Source organism: Alkalicoccobacillus murimartini (assembly GCF_030813245.1).
Lineage (GTDB): Bacteria > Bacillota > Bacilli > Bacillales > Bacillaceae_D > Alkalicoccobacillus > Alkalicoccobacillus murimartini.
Genome location: NZ_JAUSUA010000001.1, coordinates 1,042,259 through 1,057,923 on the forward strand (window position 1 = coordinate 1,042,259; position 15,665 = coordinate 1,057,923).

Below are 15,665 nucleotides of genomic sequence, written 5' to 3' on the forward strand. Positions count from 1 at the left end.
TCAGTTAATTTAAATTTCTAATACGTTCTGCTTGACTAACAATATCAGTCACTCTTACACCAAAGTTTTCATCGATTACAACAACTTCACCTTTAGCAATTAATTTTTCATTTACTAATATGTCTACAGGCTCTCCCGCTAACTTATCTAGCTCAATAATGGAGCCTTGAGTAAATTCTAAAATATCGCGAATCGATTTTGTTGTGCGTCCCAGTTCAACTTTCACATTTAGCGGAATATCCAAAAGCATATCAAGATTGCCAGTTTGAGTGCTAGATAGTTGTGGCTGATCAAAGCTTTCAAAGGCTGCTGGTTGAATATTTGTTGAAGCTCTTCCTGACATCCCCCCTACATGTTGAGTAGATTCTCTTGGTGCTGATGTATAGGAAGGTTGGGGTGGGGTAACTTGTACCTTCTCTTGTTGACTGATCACTTCTGGTGCTGGTTTTTCTTCTGGCTTACTAATTTCCTCTTCTGGATTCGTAAGATTCTCAATAAACTTTTTAGCGAACGGTAGAGAAACAATCTGCATTATTTTAGAATCAATTAAGTCTCCAACTTGTAATTGGAAGGATATCTTGACTAGTACTTCTTCTGTCGGAACATACTCGGTATTTTCACCGTTTTTTATATCCATGACATCCACGGAAGGAGGTGAGATATCAATCTTCATATTAAACAAAGTCGACATAGAGGTAGATGCAGATCCCATCATCTGATTCATCGCTTCTTGTACTGCACTAATGTGCATATCTGTTAAATCTTCCATTGGATTTGTACCATCACCGCCTAGCATTAAGTCAGCAATAATGGCCGCATCAGTTGTTTTAATCATAAACAGGTTGGAGCCTTCAAATCCTTCAGTGTATTCTACTTGAACGGCCACATGGGGACGAGGGAATTCCTGTTCTAAATGTTTCTTTTCGACTACGGTTACTTCTGGCGTTGTGATATCTACTTTTTGGTTCAACAATGAAGATAAAGCTGTTGCAGAACTACCAAAGGATATATTACCAATTTCACCTAACGTATCTCTTTCCATATCTGTTAAGTACTCGTTCACATCTAATTCATTTGAACCGGAGGAAGAATCAGCTTCTGCATCATCTGTTCCCATTCCGTTTAGTAATGCATTTATTTCCTCTTGAGAGAGCATACCGTCACTCATTCATCTGCCTCCTCTAATACATGAGTTACTTGAACTGCTAGTTTGTTCTTTTGTTTTCCAGGCTGTGCAAGATATTTTGATTCTCCTCCTACACTTAAAACGAGTGGATCATGAATCGATTGATTTAATTCAATGACATCTCCTTCGCCTAAATGGAGGAATTCTTGAATCGTCATCTCAGAACGTCCAAGCTCAGCTTGAACAAGTAAAGGTGTATCACGTACTTGCTTTTCAAGTTGCTTTTGTTCATTAGGACTTCTTAGCTTTTTGTTTTCTTGGAGCCAATAATGATTTGATAATTTAGGCAAGATCTCTTCTAGAACCATATGCGGCAAGCAAATAGTAATCATCCCCGATGTTTCGGCTATGCTTGTCGAAAGCGAAATGACAACAACCGTTTCATTTGGAGGGACCATTTGCAAAAACTGCGGATTCACTTCAATCTCATCTAAAATTGGATCAATTTCTACAACAGAACTCCAAGCCTCAGTAAAACTATCTAATGTACGCTGAAAAAGAGCAGACATCAGTTTTGTTTCAATTTCTGTTAAGTTATCAATCTTATTAACACTAGCTCCCTTACCACCCATTAATCGATCAAGCATGGCATAGGCAATATTCGGATTAACCTCCATCAAGATTCGTCCGTTTAATGGTGTAGGTTCAAACACATTCAAAATCGTCATCTTAGGGATCGAACTGATAAATTCTTCATATGGCAGTTGATCTACAGAGGCGACATGTATCTGGACAAACGTTCGAAGCTGAGCCGAAAAAAAACTGGTTAACAATCTCGAAAAATTCTCATGTATTCTCGTAAGACTGCGAATCTGTTCTTTCGAAAATCGCAAAGCCCGCTTAAAGTCATATACACGGACTTTTTTCTGCGTTTCTTCTTTCTTTAGCTCCTCCGCATTCATTTCACCTGTAGATAAAGCGGATAAGAGAGCATCAATTTCTCCTTGCGATAATACATCTGCCAATGGCCTCACCTCTTAATAATCGCCTGCTTATTGTAAAACCCACTCTGTCATATAGACTCTTTGCACGGATCCTTTTTGCATAAGCTCATTAATTTGTTCTTGAAGCTCAGCCTCAAGTTCAGATTTCCCGTCCGGTCCTCTTAACTCTGAAGCTTCTTTGCCCGATAACGTTGTAATGATAATGTTCGTTACCTGAAAATCTCTTTTTTCAAGTTCTTCTAATGCCTCTTTGCTGTCCAATTGAATTTTATATTTAGAGCGGACAACTCCATCGCTTAACAGATTCGTAATGAGCTCCTCCGTATCATAAGAACGTTCAATGATCTCATCGATGGTCGGCTCAGTATCCGCTTCAGCTTCTGCCGTAATGTAATCCCAAGATAAAAATACAGCTCCACCAGCAACAGCTAAAGTTAATACCATAACAAGTAAAACAACTGATAACTTACTTTTAAACACTTATTCCCCTCCTTTGGACTTACTTGACCCGTGAATTCCAATCTCTGAAAATCGATGATTAATTAGGTCAAATACTTCCTCAAACTCATTCTTAACTAAAATCTTTTTACCTCCAACAAGCGTAATACTTGTTTCTGGAATAGCTTCCACTTGCTCTATCAGCAAGGAATTTAATAAGAAAAATTGTCCATTTAACCGTTGTAATCGTATCATTTAATATGTAGCAGGCACTTAATGTGCCTGCATGCCTCCTATACTCTAATTTAGATATTAGCGTTTAAGATTAAGAAGCTCTTGCAAAATTTCATCTGATGTTGTGATGATCTTAGAATTGGATTGGAACCCACGTTGCGCCACAATCATCTCAGTAAACTCTTCTGAAAGGTCAACGTTAGACATTTCAAGAGCAGAGGCATTAATTGAACCGGTACCATTAGCTCCAGGTGCTCCAATCTCTGTCGGTAAACCAGAGTTCGCAGTAGGAATAAACGTATTTCCACCTACTTTTGATAGTCCCCCTGAGTTAGGAAATCTGAACAACGCGATCGTTCCTGCTACTTCTGCGTCTCCATTCTCATTTACGAGATTTACAGATCCATCCTTACCTATAGAGAAACTTTGAGTTGTATCTGGTATATTGATTGCTCCACCATTAATTCCATGAACAATAAACCCTTCTGCTGTTGTCATGTTCCCGTTAGAATCAAGATAAAAATTCCCAGAGCGAGTATAGTAATCTGAAGCGCCATCGTTGACTCTAAAATAGCCTTCACCTTCAATGGCAAGATCCAGACCTCTTCCAGTAAACTGGCTTGTTGCGCCTTCATGGATCGTATCAATAGATCCAAGGGCTGAACCCGCTCCAACCTGCTTAGAGTTAATACCGCCTCTTCCATCTTGTTGAGCTGCTGTAGCCCCTGTTAGTTGCTGACTCACAAGATCTTGGAAGGTTACGCGACTTTTCTTAAAACCGTACGTATTGACGTTTGCAATGTTATTCCCAATGACATCGAGCTTTGTTTGAAAGTTCTTCATTCCGGATATGCCTGAGTACATCGATTTAATCATTCTAATTCGCTCCTTTTTATGTGAAACTGCTTCTATCAATCCGCAGTTCGTGGCATCCCTAAATGGGTCCTGCCAGTATTATGAATCTAATAATATCGTTCCATTAATATTGGTAAATATATGGCTTTCCGCCTCTTGTCGGTTTAGGGCCGTAATTATCGTTTGGCTTTTTGTATTCGCGACTAATGCCGCATCCTTTGTTACAACTAACGCATCAGTTATGCCTTTTTTACCTGCTTCTTTTAACTTCTCGGAAATAGTATTCCATTGCGCTTGGTCTAACTGTATTCCTCTAGTAGCTAGCCTTTCATTTGCATGTTTGCTAATGGTAAGCTGCTGACGCTCTTCGTGTAATATTTGACTAAATGATTGTTTACTTGGCGAATGAGCTCGTCGGCTTTGATGAACTTGTGGTGAAACAGCCGTTGCCTTCAAATGCATGGAAGGATCGATCATTTGTTCGGTTCCACTTCTTCTGGCGCTTCATTACTAGGCTTAGCCACTCCTACAATTTGTCTTTCGGAAATCCATGTTCCATCTTCAAGCTCAATCTGCACAGCACGTTCCTTATCATATTTGACCGAGGTAACTTTGGCGGTTTTTTGTTCACCAGAAAGCTTGTCTGAGTTTGCTACTTCAAACGTTACCTCTTTCCCAATTAGATCGCTGAATTTTAAAAGTGATTGATTTGCTTGTGACTGAACAAATCCTTCTAACGTTTTGTTCATGTTAGTCATTTGTTCTAAAGAAGAGAAGGTAGCCATCTGGGCAATGAATTCTCGATCATCCACCGGGTTACTTGGATCCTGATGTTGAAGTTGAATCAACAAAAGCTTTAGAAAATCATCCTTGCCCATGCTATCTCCATTTTGAACTCCACGTGTTTGTTTCGGAAGCGCATAATCATTCGTGATCAATGTCATTTGATTCACCTACATTTCTAGTTTGAAATAAATCTTCTAGTAGTGTTTTAAACGAAAAACTTGCTGTGTTTCCAGGTTCCTCTGTTTCATCTTGATTCGTACGATCTTGCTCTGATTGCTGATCTTTTTGATCCTGTTGATTATGTGGATTCGTATCTTCTACATCAATCTGTTCAATTGAGATGCTTTGCTGAACAAGAGACTGTCTAAGCTGTGGCAAACTCCGTTCAACGAGTTCTTTTGTTGAAGAAGAATCTGCTAGAATCTGAGCTGTCAGCTTTTGACCCATTTGAATAAATTGAATTTGCAACTTACCTAAATGCTCAGGAAAAAGCTTTAATGTAAACTGAACCTGACCATCTTTTAATTGGGTCATGGTTCCCTGTTGAAAAATTCGTTGTAGCTGCTTAACAAAACGCTGCTCTTCAGAGCGATGCAGACTCTCCTGTTCTAATAATGGCTGAGTAGCTTTCATTTCTGATGGTTGAATTGAAGATAAATTTCGATCAACAGGCAATGGCTGTTCAGCATTGGATTGATTATTCATTTTTGCTGCAACTAAAGTTGAATCCTTGCCAGTCTCTTTTAGTCCGCTATGTTGCATCACTTGATTTCCTTGCTCTTCTTTGGCAACTTGTCCAAGACCTTGCTGATCATCTGGAACTATTTTTGCCTGTTTATCTGAAGATTTAAGCTGTTGTAAAAGCTTTTCAAGATCCGCCGTTGTCTCTAACTCTTTTTGCGGAAAATCATACGTTGTTTTTCCAGGGTTAACTACCTGTCGAACCTCAGCTAATATACTACTAAGTGTTACGTTTCCTTCACCCTTCAAAAATGATTCCACTTGACCGCTAATGGATTGATAGGCATCCTCTATTTTAGATATCGTAGACTGTCCATTAAGATTCTTGCTTAACCGTTCAGCCTTTTGAAGTTGCTCAATTTCAAACTCAATATCCTGATCTTGCTTCGAATCGTTATTGACATTTCCCTCACTTGAAACCATAGCAACTTGAGGATAATAACCAGGAAACACACGCAGTTGTGGCCATTGAATTTTCCCTTGTTGGTTATTAATCGTCTGATCCACCGCCATATTACTAGATCTTTGATTCAAAAAAGGATCTTCTTGTCCACCTTCTACTGCATGATTACTAAAAGACATAATAAGTGACGTTAACTCATGAGCATCTAAATACTCAGAGACCAAGTGAGGATCCAGCGAAAGGATTGTTTCGACCAATTCTTCAATTTCATTGTCAGTAACAAAATCGTTTGGTCTGGTCACCCGTTCTATAGAAGCTGATTTTTTAGTCATAGCAAGATCGTCCGCCTCTATTTTCTGAAGCCATTGGGCAAACGCTGGCACATGGTTAGCTTGCTCTGCTTCTATGCTTTGATTGAACCGATCCGATGACTCACCTGTCGTCCGCACCGACCTATTTGAATAAGTCTCCTGCTTTCCTGATGCGCTTTTAGGTGAGTTTCCTAGCATGGCTAGTTGGCTTCCTACGTCATTCACATTTTCACCTCCCTTCAGTTTAAGGCTTCAGACCATTCACGAACTAAAGCAGCCGCCTTTTCTGTTTCCATTTTTGCTAAAATGGCTGACTTTGTTTCAGGCTTAACGTCTGCTAGTTGCACAACGATTTCTTCGACTGATAATTCATTTAAAATAGCCGCAGCTGCTTTGGCTGACATTAGTTCATACGTTTTAGCAAGGTCTTTGCTACCATCAGATGTAAGTTGACCTGCCTCTTCACTTGCGTTAGTTTGTTGGAGCTCAGCTTGATCCGTTTCCAGCGACTCAAGTTGTTCACGCGTGTCAGATAAGGTAAGTTCGGTTTCTTGAAGCATTGATTTCGTTTGTTCCAGCTCAACAAGTAAGCTTTCATTTTGAGACTTTAAATCGTTTGGTGTTTCGGTTATCGAATCTTCTGTTTCATCACTTACGAAAGAAGAAAGCACCGGAGTTTCGGCAGCCCATTTCTTTCCTCCCTCAATGACATCTATCCCGATTAATGGTCCAATAAAAAATAGAGCAAGCATCAGCACAACAACCAATGGAAACACAACCGCTAGTAAAAATGTTTTGAGGCCACTGCCCTTCTTTTTTTCGTTTGTCATGAGTTCACCCTTTTATTGTCTAACAAATCTTTGGATAGATAGCTCATCCATTTGCATTTGATCAAGACGTTTTTCCTCAAGCGTAAATTGCATATATTTCTTATCACGAACTTTTTCGTGTTTTTTATGTTCAAAAGACGCTTCTATAAGAAGTTTGTGCTTCAAATCCATCTGTTCTCTTGCTCGCTGAGTTAGTTGTTGTTGCTTTTGAATAGCTTCTTGTAGAAACAACATACTCGATTGCATCAATTGAATATCTTGAATCGAAACTTTTTGGGAGAGTTTGTCTCGTGCGTCTGTCTCAAGTAGTTCTTTGCGTTTCAGCAGGTGATATAATGCTGTCGCAACCTCTTCAAACGTCTTGACTGCATCAGAGTATACATTCTCTGCCTCTTCCTTCTCCCGTTCACATACATCCATTAGCTTTTGTAATGAGTAGCGAAAACTCAAGCTTCAGCGCCTCCTTAGAATCGGTCAAGTAACCTTTTCTCTGTGTCTTCAAATGTCACTTCTTCATTGGTTGCTTGTTTGATAAAGGCTAAAATATCCGGATGAGCGCCAACTGCCTCATCAAGCTTTTGATTTGAGCCTCGCTTGTATGCTCCTATAGAAATTAAATCCTCGGCATCTGTATATACAGCTAGCAATTCACGCAAATGTGACGCAGAAGCAAGGTGTTGTTCCGTCACAATATCACTCATTACTCGACTCACGCTTTTTAAAACGTTTATCGCTGGAAACTGGCCTTTGTTAGCTAAATTTCGATCTAATACTAAATGCCCGTCCAAAATTCCCCTAACAGCATCAGCTATAGGCTCATTCATATCGTCCCCATCAACCAGGACCGTATAAAATGCCGTGATACTGCCATGAACATTAGTTCCAGAACGTTCTAACAAACGGGGAAGCATCGCAAAAACAGAAGGTGGATACCCTTTTGTCGTTGGCGGTTCACCAATGGCTAATCCTATTTCCCTTTGTGCCATTGCGAAACGAGTGACTGAATCCATCATTAGATTGACACTTAATCCAAGGTCTCGGAAATATTCCGCGACGGCTGTTGCTGTCATTGCACCCTTTACTCGCATTAAAGCTGGTTGGTCCGATGTCACAACGACTAATACCGTTTTCTTCATTCCTTCTTCGCCCAGATCCCTCTCAACGAAGTCCTTCACTTCACGTCCGCGCTCACCAATTAATGCAATCACATTTACATCTGCCGCAGAATGTTTAGCAATCATCGCAAGCAATGTACTTTTCCCCACACCACTTCCGGCAAAAATACCGATTCGTTGTCCCTTTCCAACACTGAACAATCCGTCGATCACACGTACTCCTAAACTCAAACACTCCGTAATACGGGGACGTGATAATGGATTAGGAGGAGCTTTCTCTGCTGGAACTCTACTAAATGCGTTATCGTGAGTTATACCTGAAAGAGGTTGTCCAACCCCATCTATAACATGACCAATTAGATCTTTTCCCACCGGTATCGTTAATGGTTGTTCTGTGCATTCAACTAAATTACCGGGAGCAATATCCACTGTATCTGAGAGTGGCATCAACAGCACACTATCCTCACGAAATCCAACTACTTCTGCACGAATACGCCCATTGCCATCTCTTCCTGAATGGATGAAACAAATGTCACCTACAGCCGCATTTGGTCCGGAGGACTCAATCGTTAACCCCACCACTCTCGTTACTTTGCCAAACCATTTATGAACAGAGAGAGAAGGGACAGCATCAAGAAGAGCTGGATTGATCATTCGAAAGCTCCTTTTGTTTCTGGAGTAATTGTTCCTTAATACTCGTAAGTTGTTCATCGACCGAGGCGTGTAAACGACCTTGTTTGGTTTCAATCAAACACGCTTTTTCATCTAGTTGGTGATCGGCAATAATTAGCATCTGAGTTGTTGAAGACAAAATAGATGTAAGCACATGTTTTTGCTCTAATACTTTTTGGTACCAATTAGGATGAACAAACAGCTTGAGATCTTCATGCTCTCGCGCTTCAAATACCTGCTTTTTTAAAAATTGAATTTTGTTCTCATCCTGATCTAATGTCTGTCCAAGAATTTTTTCAGCAAGAAGATATGCTAACTTAATCATTTGTGGTTCAGCTTGAGCCATAAGGTCGGCCCGTTGTAATTCTGCCTGCTGAAGAATGTCCTGAGCTTCAAGAATCTTATCGCTATAGGTAGCCCAAACGACTTGCTCGGCTTCCTTATATCCCTCGTCGTAACCTTTTGTTCGATGTTCTTCAAAAAGTTGTTCAGCCTGACGGGACAACTCCTCTTCTTTACGCTCAAAAAGTTCTGTCAGTTGTTCAGATTGCAGCTCAGCTTCATCCATCATTTGCTGAGCTTGTTTCTCCATGTCCTGCAACCGGCGCTCGGCCTTCAATTGGGTTGAATGATCGTCTTCTACAGGTGAATATGAAAATTCTTGTTGTTGTAACTGCATCGGTTTAATTGTAATCATCCGTTGTGTTGTTAACTTAGTTTCAGAGTGAGATTTAATGATCCTAGACAAGGACATCATCCCCTCCGCCTCTTGCAACAACAATTTCACCAGATTCTTCTAACTTACGAATAACGGCCACAATACGAGATTGAGCTTCTTCTACATCACGCAAACGAACAGGTCCTTTGTATTCCATTTCATCTCGGAATGCGTCGGCCATACGCTGTGACATATTGCTGAATACCACTTCTTTTACTTCCTCGCTTGCTACTTTTAACGAAAGTTGTAAATCTTCATTTTCTACATCACGAATAATTCGCTGAATAGAACGGTTATCCAATGTTACGATATCTTCAAATACAAACATCCGCTTCTTAATTTCTTCAGCAAGTTCAGGATCTTGAATTTCAAGTGCATCAAGTATGGTTCGTTCTGTTGACCGATCTACTCCATTTAATACTTCTACAACGGCTTCTACTCCACCAGCTTCCGTATAATCCTGTGTCACGGTTTGGGAAAGCTTCTCCTCTAATATCATCTCAACTTGACTAACAATTTCTGGTGATGTACTGTCCATTATCGCAATGCGTCTAGCGACATCAGCTTGTACTTCTTGTGCAAGCTCAGAAAGAATTTGCCCTGCTTGCGATGAATCAAGATAAGAAAGGATCAACGCAATCGTTTGAGGGTGCTCATGTTGAATAAAGTTTAAAATCTGATTAGGATCCGCTTTTCGAGCAAAATCGAACGGCCTAACTTGAAGGGTTGAAGTAAGGCGATTAATGATTTGCATCGCGCTGTCTTCCCCTAAAGCTTTTTCTAGAATACTTTTAGCGTAGCCAATCCCACCTTGTGAGATATAATCCTGTGCCATCACAATGTGATGAAACTGTTCTAGTACTTCCTCTTTCACAGAGCTTTCAACTTTACGAATGTTAGAAATCTCTAATGAGAGCTGTTCAATTTCTTCCTCTGATAAATGCTTATAAATTTGTGCAGAGACATCAGGGCCAAGCGATATAAGTAAAACAGCTGCTTTTTGCCTGCCCGTTAGTTCTTTATTTGTAGCTCTTGCCACTTCTCTGCCTCCCTTAATCTTCAGCTAGCCAAGAACGTAACAGCTTAGAGAATTCCTCAGGTCTCTCTTTTGCCATACTCTCAAGCTGCTTGCGTTTTTCATGAGCAGGTCCACTACCTTCTCTAGGCAAATCAGGAATCTCTTGTTTATCTATTCCTAATTGATTATCTAGCTCAAGCTCTTCCGTAGCGACTTCGAGTTGTTCCTGCTTTTTGCTTCTTGCTAGTAACACTACTAATACGATAACAGCGAGCAGTAATAATCCTGCTAAGACGTAGATCCAAGTAGGTACCGCTTGAGGATTCTCCGGATCTGCCAGTTCAGTTTTCCCAGCAAATTGATGAGATGTAACCATAATTTTAGAATTAATTTCCTCTTGTGTTAAAGCTTCACCATCTACTTCGGGTAATGTTGTCCGAACAATGGTGCCTAGTATTTCTTGAACGTCGGCAATTTGCTGAGCAGGAAGTGTATCCATACCTTCTGGTGGCTCAAGCATTACTTGTAAACCAACATTTCGAATTTGATATGGGCTTTCTGTAATTTCACGATTAATTCGATTGACCTCATTATTAATACGGTCTTCCGTTCGCTCCCATTCAGAATTCTCGTTGCCTTCACCTTCTACATAGTTCGGTATGCCCTCACCAGTTCCAGCCGTACCACCTTCAGGAACCGTCCCTTCACCCGTATAGGCTTCAGAAATCCGTTCTACACTAACAGCAATACCTTCCATATTCTCTTCGTCAACTGGTTCAACAAGTTGTTCTGTACGATTTTCTTGAGTAAAATCAATATCCGTAGTCACAGAGATTAGCACCTTATCGGGGCCAATCATAGTTCCTAGCATTTGTTGTAGATTACGCATCATGTCCTGCTCAATTTCACGTTGAATGTTACGTTGTTGTTCAAAAGCAGCTAATGTAGAATCTCCATATGAATTACTTTCATAAGAGTAACTATTAAAGCTTTGATCAGATATAACAATATTTTCTATAGGTAAATTAGGTACACTCTTTGAAATAAGATGATAAAGTCCTTTTACTCTTTCTGGGTCGAGTTGAGTGCCAAACTGTAAATCTAATACGACGGCTGCCGTGGCAGATTCTTGAGTTGAGCTTAACCACACACTCTCCTCTGGCAACGTGATCATTACATTGGCATTTTGCACACCATCAATATTTCTAATTAAATTAGCAATCTCTGTTTGAATGGCTGCTCGTTCCATCACTGTAAATTCATTATCAGTCATACCAAATCCCGAAGAATCAGAAAAAACCGAGTAATCAATACTTCCACTTTGAGGAATGCCTTCAGCTGCTAGTTCAACTTTTAAAGCATCTACATCTCTCTCAGGTACTTCAATTGTCATTCCATCTTTAGATACCCGAGATGGAATCCCCTTAGAATCAAGTGTCTCTTTAATCTGCCCTGTTTCTTGAAGAGAAAGCTGGCTGTAAAGTGGCACATATGTTTGTCTAGTGGTGAAGTATGTAAGAGCCGCAATGAGTAACACAATAAGGATAAATCCAGCAGTCAGCCAGAGTTTTTGCATTGGCTCTTTTTGTGTCCAATATGTTTGTATACTATTCTTATATCTTGCTAATGTCTCGTTCATGCGACCTCCTGGCAACCCTGCATAGTTCATTCATTCCGACCATGAATTTTATACCTGCATTCTCATGATTTCTTGATAAGCCTCCACAACTTTGTTTCGAACTTCAATGGTAGCTTGAAGTGAAACGGATGCTTTTTGACCAGTAATCATCACATCATGAAGTTCAACTGGTTTGCCAAGCGCCAGATCTTCTGTTTTTTTACTCGATTCATTTTGCATGGTATTCACTTCAGACAACGCATTACTTAACGCCGCTTTAAAACTTGCTTGCGCTTCTCCAGGAGTTATTGATTCCGCTTTTATTGGATTTATTCCTTGCGTTGGATTAAATGGGCTTTGTAACGAAATTGGATCCATATCTTAACCTCCTATTTGCCGATCTCAAGTGTTTTTAGCAGCATATTTTTTGACGCGTTTAACGCCGTTACATTCGCTTCATATGAACGTGTTGCTCCCATAAGATCAACCATCTCTCTTAAAGGATCAACATTGGGCATTTCAACGTACCCTTCTTCATTTGCATCGGGATGATCGGGTTGGAATACCATTTTAAAAGGAGTAGTGTCCTGTTCTATGGCTGATACCTTTACTCCACCTAACTCTTTGTTTAGAAAAGATTGAAAGCTTTGATTTGACTGGTTTGGGGATAACGAGACCATTTTCCGTCTATATGGTTGCCACTCTCCATCAACTAGCTCTCCTCTGGTTGTTTCTGCATTAGCCATATTTGAAGAGACCACGTCCATCCGTAATCTCTGAGCGGTTAATGCTGATGCACTTGCATGAAACCCATTAAACATCGACATACTTATTTACCTCCTCTTATAACAGATTGCAGAGAAGAGAATCGACCATTCAGACGCTCAATGAGCGCATTGTACTGAATTTGATTTTCAGCAAGATCAGCCATTTCTTTATCGATATCTACTCCATTTCCATTGTGATGATATTGCCCTTTTAACCCGTCAAGTTTAGATGAACCACCTGAACTACCTTTGAAATCCACGTGTTGAGTTTGTGTTTTCTGTGCAGACAACGTTGGTTCTGCTAGCTCTCTTTCAAGAGATTGTGAGAATGGTTGTTGTTTTGGTTTGTATCCAGGTGTATCAGCATTGGCAATATTATCAGCAATAGACATCTGCTTTTGCTGAGCTTGATTAATACCTAGTTCAATAGACCGAAATGACGTACCTGAAAAAAGATCCATGACAATTATCCCTCCAAAGCGTACAAAAACGACATTATTCTGCAATAACTCTATATCTTTTTCACTACTTATAAGGAAATTGTACTCAAATTCGCAACCATTGTCTAACTATGTTTCTGTAAAACCTACAATTTACTATATAATACCCATGTCTTTATACACTAATATTTAGCATTTATTTCTATTTATAGTTTTTTACTTCATGAATACGCTTACTCTTGGGTTTGTTTTGATTTTCCTTGCATATATTTACCCATATTTTTGATATTTTCAGGTTTGATTCTCATAATCAATTTCTTTAATGTTCCAAACATACAAAAAAGACCCTCCTTAAGGCGGGGGGTCTTTTTTCACACATATGGTTATTTCGCTTTCATACGCTCTAATTCATTTAAGAATTTATCATTCAGGACCTTAATATACGTTCCTTTCATTCCTAACGAACGTGATTCAATGACACCTGCACTTTCAAGCTTGCGAAGTGCATTAACAATAACAGAACGTGTAATACCTACTCGATCAGCTACCTTACTTGCAACAAGAAGCCCTTCTCTACCATCAAGCTCCTCAAAGATATGCTCTACTGCTTCAAGCTCACTATATGAAAGAGAGCTAATCGCCATTTGAACAACAGCTTTGCTTCTAGCTTCTTCTTCAATTTCTTGCGTTTTTTCATGAAGAATTTCCATACCAACAACTGTTGCACCATATTCAGCAAGAATTAAATCATCGTCGTTAAATGAATCATTCAGACGAGAAAGAATTAATGTACCTAGACGCTGACCTCCGCCTTTAATTGGTACAATTGTTGTTAGTCCTGATTTAAATAAATCTTTATTTTCAACCGGAAAAGCCGTAAACTCACTTTCAATATCAATGTTTGCAGATGTATCGTCTACTTTAAAAAGGCCTTCTGTGTATTCTTGCGGAAATTGTTTTTCTTCAAACATTTTTTTCATACGATCATTTTCAATCTCTTCTTGGATAGAAAGACCAAGAATTCTTCCGCGGCGGCTAAGTACATAAACATTTGAGCTAATGGTCTCCGCTAATGTTTGAGCCATATCTCTAAAGCTGACATGTTGACCACCTGATTTTTGAAGCATATCGTTAATTTTTCTAGACCTTGTTAGCAAATCCATTATCTAATCTCCTCCGAAATAACCATTCGTTTATAAAATAAATTGACTTAAATCTTTATTTTTTGCAATGGAAGAAAGCTTTTCTTCCACATATTCAGATGTAATTGTGACTTCACCTATTGAAACCTCTGGTGCTTCAAATGATAAATCTTCCAACAACCGTTCAAGTAATGTATGCAGTCTTCTTGCTCCGATGTTTTCGGTTTCTTGATTCACATCAGCTGCAATCACCGCAATCTTACGAACAGCATCGTCCGTGAAAGTGATTTTTATACCCTCTGTTGCGAGCAATGCTTGATACTGCTTTAATAAGGCATTATCAGGTTCCAAGAGAATTCGTACAAATTCTTCTACTGAAAGATTTGAGAGCTCTACCCTGATTGGAAAACGCCCCTGTAATTCAGGAATCAAATCAGATGGTTTTGACATATGAAAGGCACCAGCACCAATAAATAGAATATGGTCGGTTTTGACCGATCCATGTTTGGTTACAACCGTGGACCCCTCAACAATAGGAAGAATATCTCGTTGCACACCTTCTCTAGATACATCGGCTGTTTGCTGACTTTTTCCAGCAACTTTATCAATTTCATCGATAAAAATAATACCAAGCTGTTCTGCCCTTCGAATCGCCTCCTGATTGACATCATCCATATCAATCAATTTCTGAGCCTCATCTTCGGTTAATACTTTACGGGCATCTGAAACAGGTAATTTTCGTTTCTTTTTCTTCTTTGGCATAAGATTGCCAAACATCTCTTGCATATTCATACCCATTTGTTCCATGCCGGCTCCTTGGAACATATCAGACATCTGCTGATTTTGCTCCGAAACCTCAATGGTGACCATACGATCTTCAAGTTCACCTAAAGCCAGTTTGTGAGCCATTTTGCGTTTTAGTTCTTTTTGAGAAAGTTCTTCTTCTGTTTCACTTTCGTCTTCATCGGACTCCTCGTTAGAAAAGAACATTTCAAAAGGATTCTTATTCGGTGATTTGCGTTTTCCAGATGGCACAAGTAATTCAACAATTCGGATATTGGCCATTTCTTCCGCACGACCTCGTACAGTTAATAGTCGTTCATCCTTTATCATACGAACACTTGTGTCAACAAGATCCCTAACCATCGATTCGACATCACGACCTACATAACCCACCTCAGTGAACTTAGTTGCTTCCACCTTGGCAAAAGGTGCTCCGACCAACTTAGCTAGTCTACGAGCAATCTCTGTCTTTCCGACTCCGGTTGGACCAATCATGAGTATGTTTTTTGGCGTGATTTCTTCCTTTAGTTTATCATCTAGTAAACTGCGGCGATATCGGTTACGTAAGGCAATCGCAACAGATTTCTTTGCGCTTTCTTGCCCAACGATATATTGATCAAGACGACTGACAATTTCTTTAGGCGTTAATGAATCCTTCATAAGC

Annotated in this window: 19 protein-coding genes; all 19 read right to left on the minus strand. The window is 39.7% G+C overall.

The window, feature by feature from the left end; translation table 11 throughout:
* Positions 1–4 precede the first annotated feature (4 nt).
* The 19 genes from fliY to hslU all read right to left on the minus strand — a co-directional run bounded on the left by fliY (position 5) and on the right by hslU (position 15,661).
* Positions 5–1,168 carry a flagellar motor switch phosphatase FliY gene (fliY, locus tag J2S05_RS05565; RefSeq protein ID WP_306980649.1) on the minus strand — a complete coding sequence of 388 codons (1,164 nt, stop codon included), beginning with the start codon at positions 1,166–1,168 and terminating at the stop codon, positions 5–7.
* On the minus strand, positions 1,165–2,151 hold the full coding sequence (fliM, locus tag J2S05_RS05570) for a flagellar motor switch protein FliM (RefSeq protein ID WP_306980652.1): 987 nt from the start codon (positions 2,149–2,151) through the stop codon (positions 1,165–1,167). The genes fliY and fliM overlap by 4 nt, the downstream gene beginning before the upstream one ends.
* A gap of 27 nt (positions 2,152–2,178) precedes the next feature.
* Positions 2,179–2,610: a flagellar basal body-associated protein FliL gene (fliL, locus tag J2S05_RS05575; RefSeq protein ID WP_306980654.1), complete on the minus strand. Its 432-nt coding sequence runs from the start codon at positions 2,608–2,610 to the stop codon at positions 2,179–2,181.
* Entirely contained in the window at positions 2,611–2,823 is a 213-nt protein-coding gene (locus tag J2S05_RS05580; RefSeq protein WP_306980656.1) for a flagellar FlbD family protein, read from the minus strand. It abuts the gene before it with no gap.
* 57 nt (positions 2,824–2,880) lie between these two features.
* Positions 2,881–3,678, minus strand: coding sequence for a flagellar basal body rod protein FlgG (gene flgG, locus J2S05_RS05585; RefSeq protein WP_306980659.1), 798 nt, complete (start codon positions 3,676–3,678; stop codon positions 2,881–2,883).
* Between the two features lie 78 nt (positions 3,679–3,756).
* Positions 3,757–4,134, minus strand: coding sequence for a TIGR02530 family flagellar biosynthesis protein (locus tag J2S05_RS05590; RefSeq protein WP_306980661.1), 378 nt, complete (start codon positions 4,132–4,134; stop codon positions 3,757–3,759).
* The gene (flgD, locus tag J2S05_RS05595) at positions 4,131–4,601 is read right to left on the minus strand and encodes a flagellar hook assembly protein FlgD (protein ID WP_306980663.1); all 471 of its coding nucleotides are present in this window, start codon (positions 4,599–4,601) and stop codon (positions 4,131–4,133) included. The genes J2S05_RS05590 and flgD overlap by 4 nt, the downstream gene beginning before the upstream one ends.
* Complete coding sequence (locus J2S05_RS05600; protein ID WP_306980666.1) at positions 4,582–6,123, minus strand: flagellar hook-length control protein FliK; 1,542 nt, start codon at positions 6,121–6,123, stop codon at positions 4,582–4,584. The genes flgD and J2S05_RS05600 overlap by 20 nt, the downstream gene beginning before the upstream one ends.
* A gap of 14 nt (positions 6,124–6,137) precedes the next feature.
* On the minus strand, positions 6,138–6,728 hold the full coding sequence (locus J2S05_RS05605; RefSeq protein ID WP_306980668.1) for a MotE family protein: 591 nt from the start codon (positions 6,726–6,728) through the stop codon (positions 6,138–6,140).
* 12 nt (positions 6,729–6,740) lie between these two features.
* Positions 6,741–7,178, minus strand: coding sequence for a flagellar export protein FliJ (fliJ, locus tag J2S05_RS05610; RefSeq protein ID WP_306980670.1), 438 nt, complete (start codon positions 7,176–7,178; stop codon positions 6,741–6,743).
* A gap of 14 nt (positions 7,179–7,192) precedes the next feature.
* Positions 7,193–8,497, minus strand: coding sequence for a flagellar protein export ATPase FliI (gene fliI / locus J2S05_RS05615; protein WP_306980672.1), 1,305 nt, complete (start codon positions 8,495–8,497; stop codon positions 7,193–7,195).
* Positions 8,475–9,263, minus strand: coding sequence for a flagellar assembly protein FliH (gene fliH / locus J2S05_RS05620; RefSeq protein ID WP_306980674.1), 789 nt, complete (start codon positions 9,261–9,263; stop codon positions 8,475–8,477). The genes fliI and fliH overlap by 23 nt, the downstream gene beginning before the upstream one ends.
* On the minus strand, positions 9,256–10,272 hold the full coding sequence (fliG, locus tag J2S05_RS05625) for a flagellar motor switch protein FliG (protein ID WP_306980675.1): 1,017 nt from the start codon (positions 10,270–10,272) through the stop codon (positions 9,256–9,258). Before fliG ends, fliH begins: the two co-directional genes overlap by 8 nt.
* A 13-nt stretch (positions 10,273–10,285) precedes the next feature.
* Positions 10,286–11,890, minus strand: coding sequence for a flagellar basal-body MS-ring/collar protein FliF (fliF, locus tag J2S05_RS05630; protein ID WP_306980677.1), 1,605 nt, complete (start codon positions 11,888–11,890; stop codon positions 10,286–10,288).
* Positions 11,891–11,938: 48 nt separating this feature from the next.
* Positions 11,939–12,247, minus strand: coding sequence for a flagellar hook-basal body complex protein FliE (gene fliE / locus J2S05_RS05635; RefSeq protein ID WP_306980678.1), 309 nt, complete (start codon positions 12,245–12,247; stop codon positions 11,939–11,941).
* Positions 12,248–12,258: 11 nt separating this feature from the next.
* On the minus strand, positions 12,259–12,696 hold the full coding sequence (gene flgC, locus J2S05_RS05640) for a flagellar basal body rod protein FlgC (RefSeq protein WP_306980680.1): 438 nt from the start codon (positions 12,694–12,696) through the stop codon (positions 12,259–12,261).
* A 2-nt stretch (positions 12,697–12,698) separates the two neighbouring features.
* Positions 12,699–13,097 carry a flagellar basal body rod protein FlgB gene (gene flgB, locus J2S05_RS05645; RefSeq protein WP_306980682.1) on the minus strand — a complete coding sequence of 133 codons (399 nt, stop codon included), beginning with the start codon at positions 13,095–13,097 and terminating at the stop codon, positions 12,699–12,701.
* A 362-nt stretch (positions 13,098–13,459) separates the two neighbouring features.
* On the minus strand, positions 13,460–14,239 hold the full coding sequence (gene codY, locus J2S05_RS05650) for a GTP-sensing pleiotropic transcriptional regulator CodY (RefSeq protein WP_306980684.1): 780 nt from the start codon (positions 14,237–14,239) through the stop codon (positions 13,460–13,462).
* Positions 14,240–14,269: 30 nt separating this feature from the next.
* Positions 14,270–15,661, minus strand: a complete 1,392-nt coding sequence (hslU, locus tag J2S05_RS05655; protein WP_306980686.1) for an HslU--HslV peptidase ATPase subunit — start codon at positions 15,659–15,661, stop codon at positions 14,270–14,272.
* Positions 15,662–15,665: the final 4 nt, after the last annotated feature.

Coding starts and splice junctions, on each gene's coding strand:
- fliY (WP_306980649.1), bottom strand. CDS start 1,168: ATGAGTGACGGTATGCTCTCTCAAGAGGAAATAAATGCATTACTAAAC.
- J2S05_RS05580 (WP_306980656.1), bottom strand. CDS start 2,823: ATGATACGATTACAACGGTTAAATGGACAATTTTTCTTATTAAATTCC.
- flgG (WP_306980659.1), bottom strand. CDS start 3,678: ATGATTAAATCGATGTACTCAGGCATATCCGGAATGAAGAACTTTCAA.
- J2S05_RS05590 (WP_306980661.1), bottom strand. CDS start 4,134: ATGATCGATCCTTCCATGCATTTGAAGGCAACGGCTGTTTCACCACAA.
- flgD (WP_306980663.1), bottom strand. CDS start 4,601: ATGACATTGATCACGAATGATTATGCGCTTCCGAAACAAACACGTGGA.
- J2S05_RS05605 (WP_306980668.1), bottom strand. CDS start 6,728: ATGACAAACGAAAAAAAGAAGGGCAGTGGCCTCAAAACATTTTTACTA.
- fliI (WP_306980672.1), bottom strand. CDS start 8,497: ATGATCAATCCAGCTCTTCTTGATGCTGTCCCTTCTCTCTCTGTTCAT.
- fliF (WP_306980677.1), bottom strand. CDS start 11,890: ATGAACGAGACATTAGCAAGATATAAGAATAGTATACAAACATATTGG.
- fliE (WP_306980678.1), bottom strand. CDS start 12,247: ATGGATCCAATTTCGTTACAAAGCCCATTTAATCCAACGCAAGGAATA.
- flgC (WP_306980680.1), bottom strand. CDS start 12,696: ATGTCGATGTTTAATGGGTTTCATGCAAGTGCATCAGCATTAACCGCT.
- flgB (WP_306980682.1), bottom strand. CDS start 13,097: ATGGATCTTTTTTCAGGTACGTCATTTCGGTCTATTGAACTAGGTATT.
- codY (WP_306980684.1), bottom strand. CDS start 14,239: ATGGATTTGCTAACAAGGTCTAGAAAAATTAACGATATGCTTCAAAAA.
- hslU (WP_306980686.1), bottom strand. CDS start 15,661: ATGAAGGATTCATTAACGCCTAAAGAAATTGTCAGTCGTCTTGATCAA.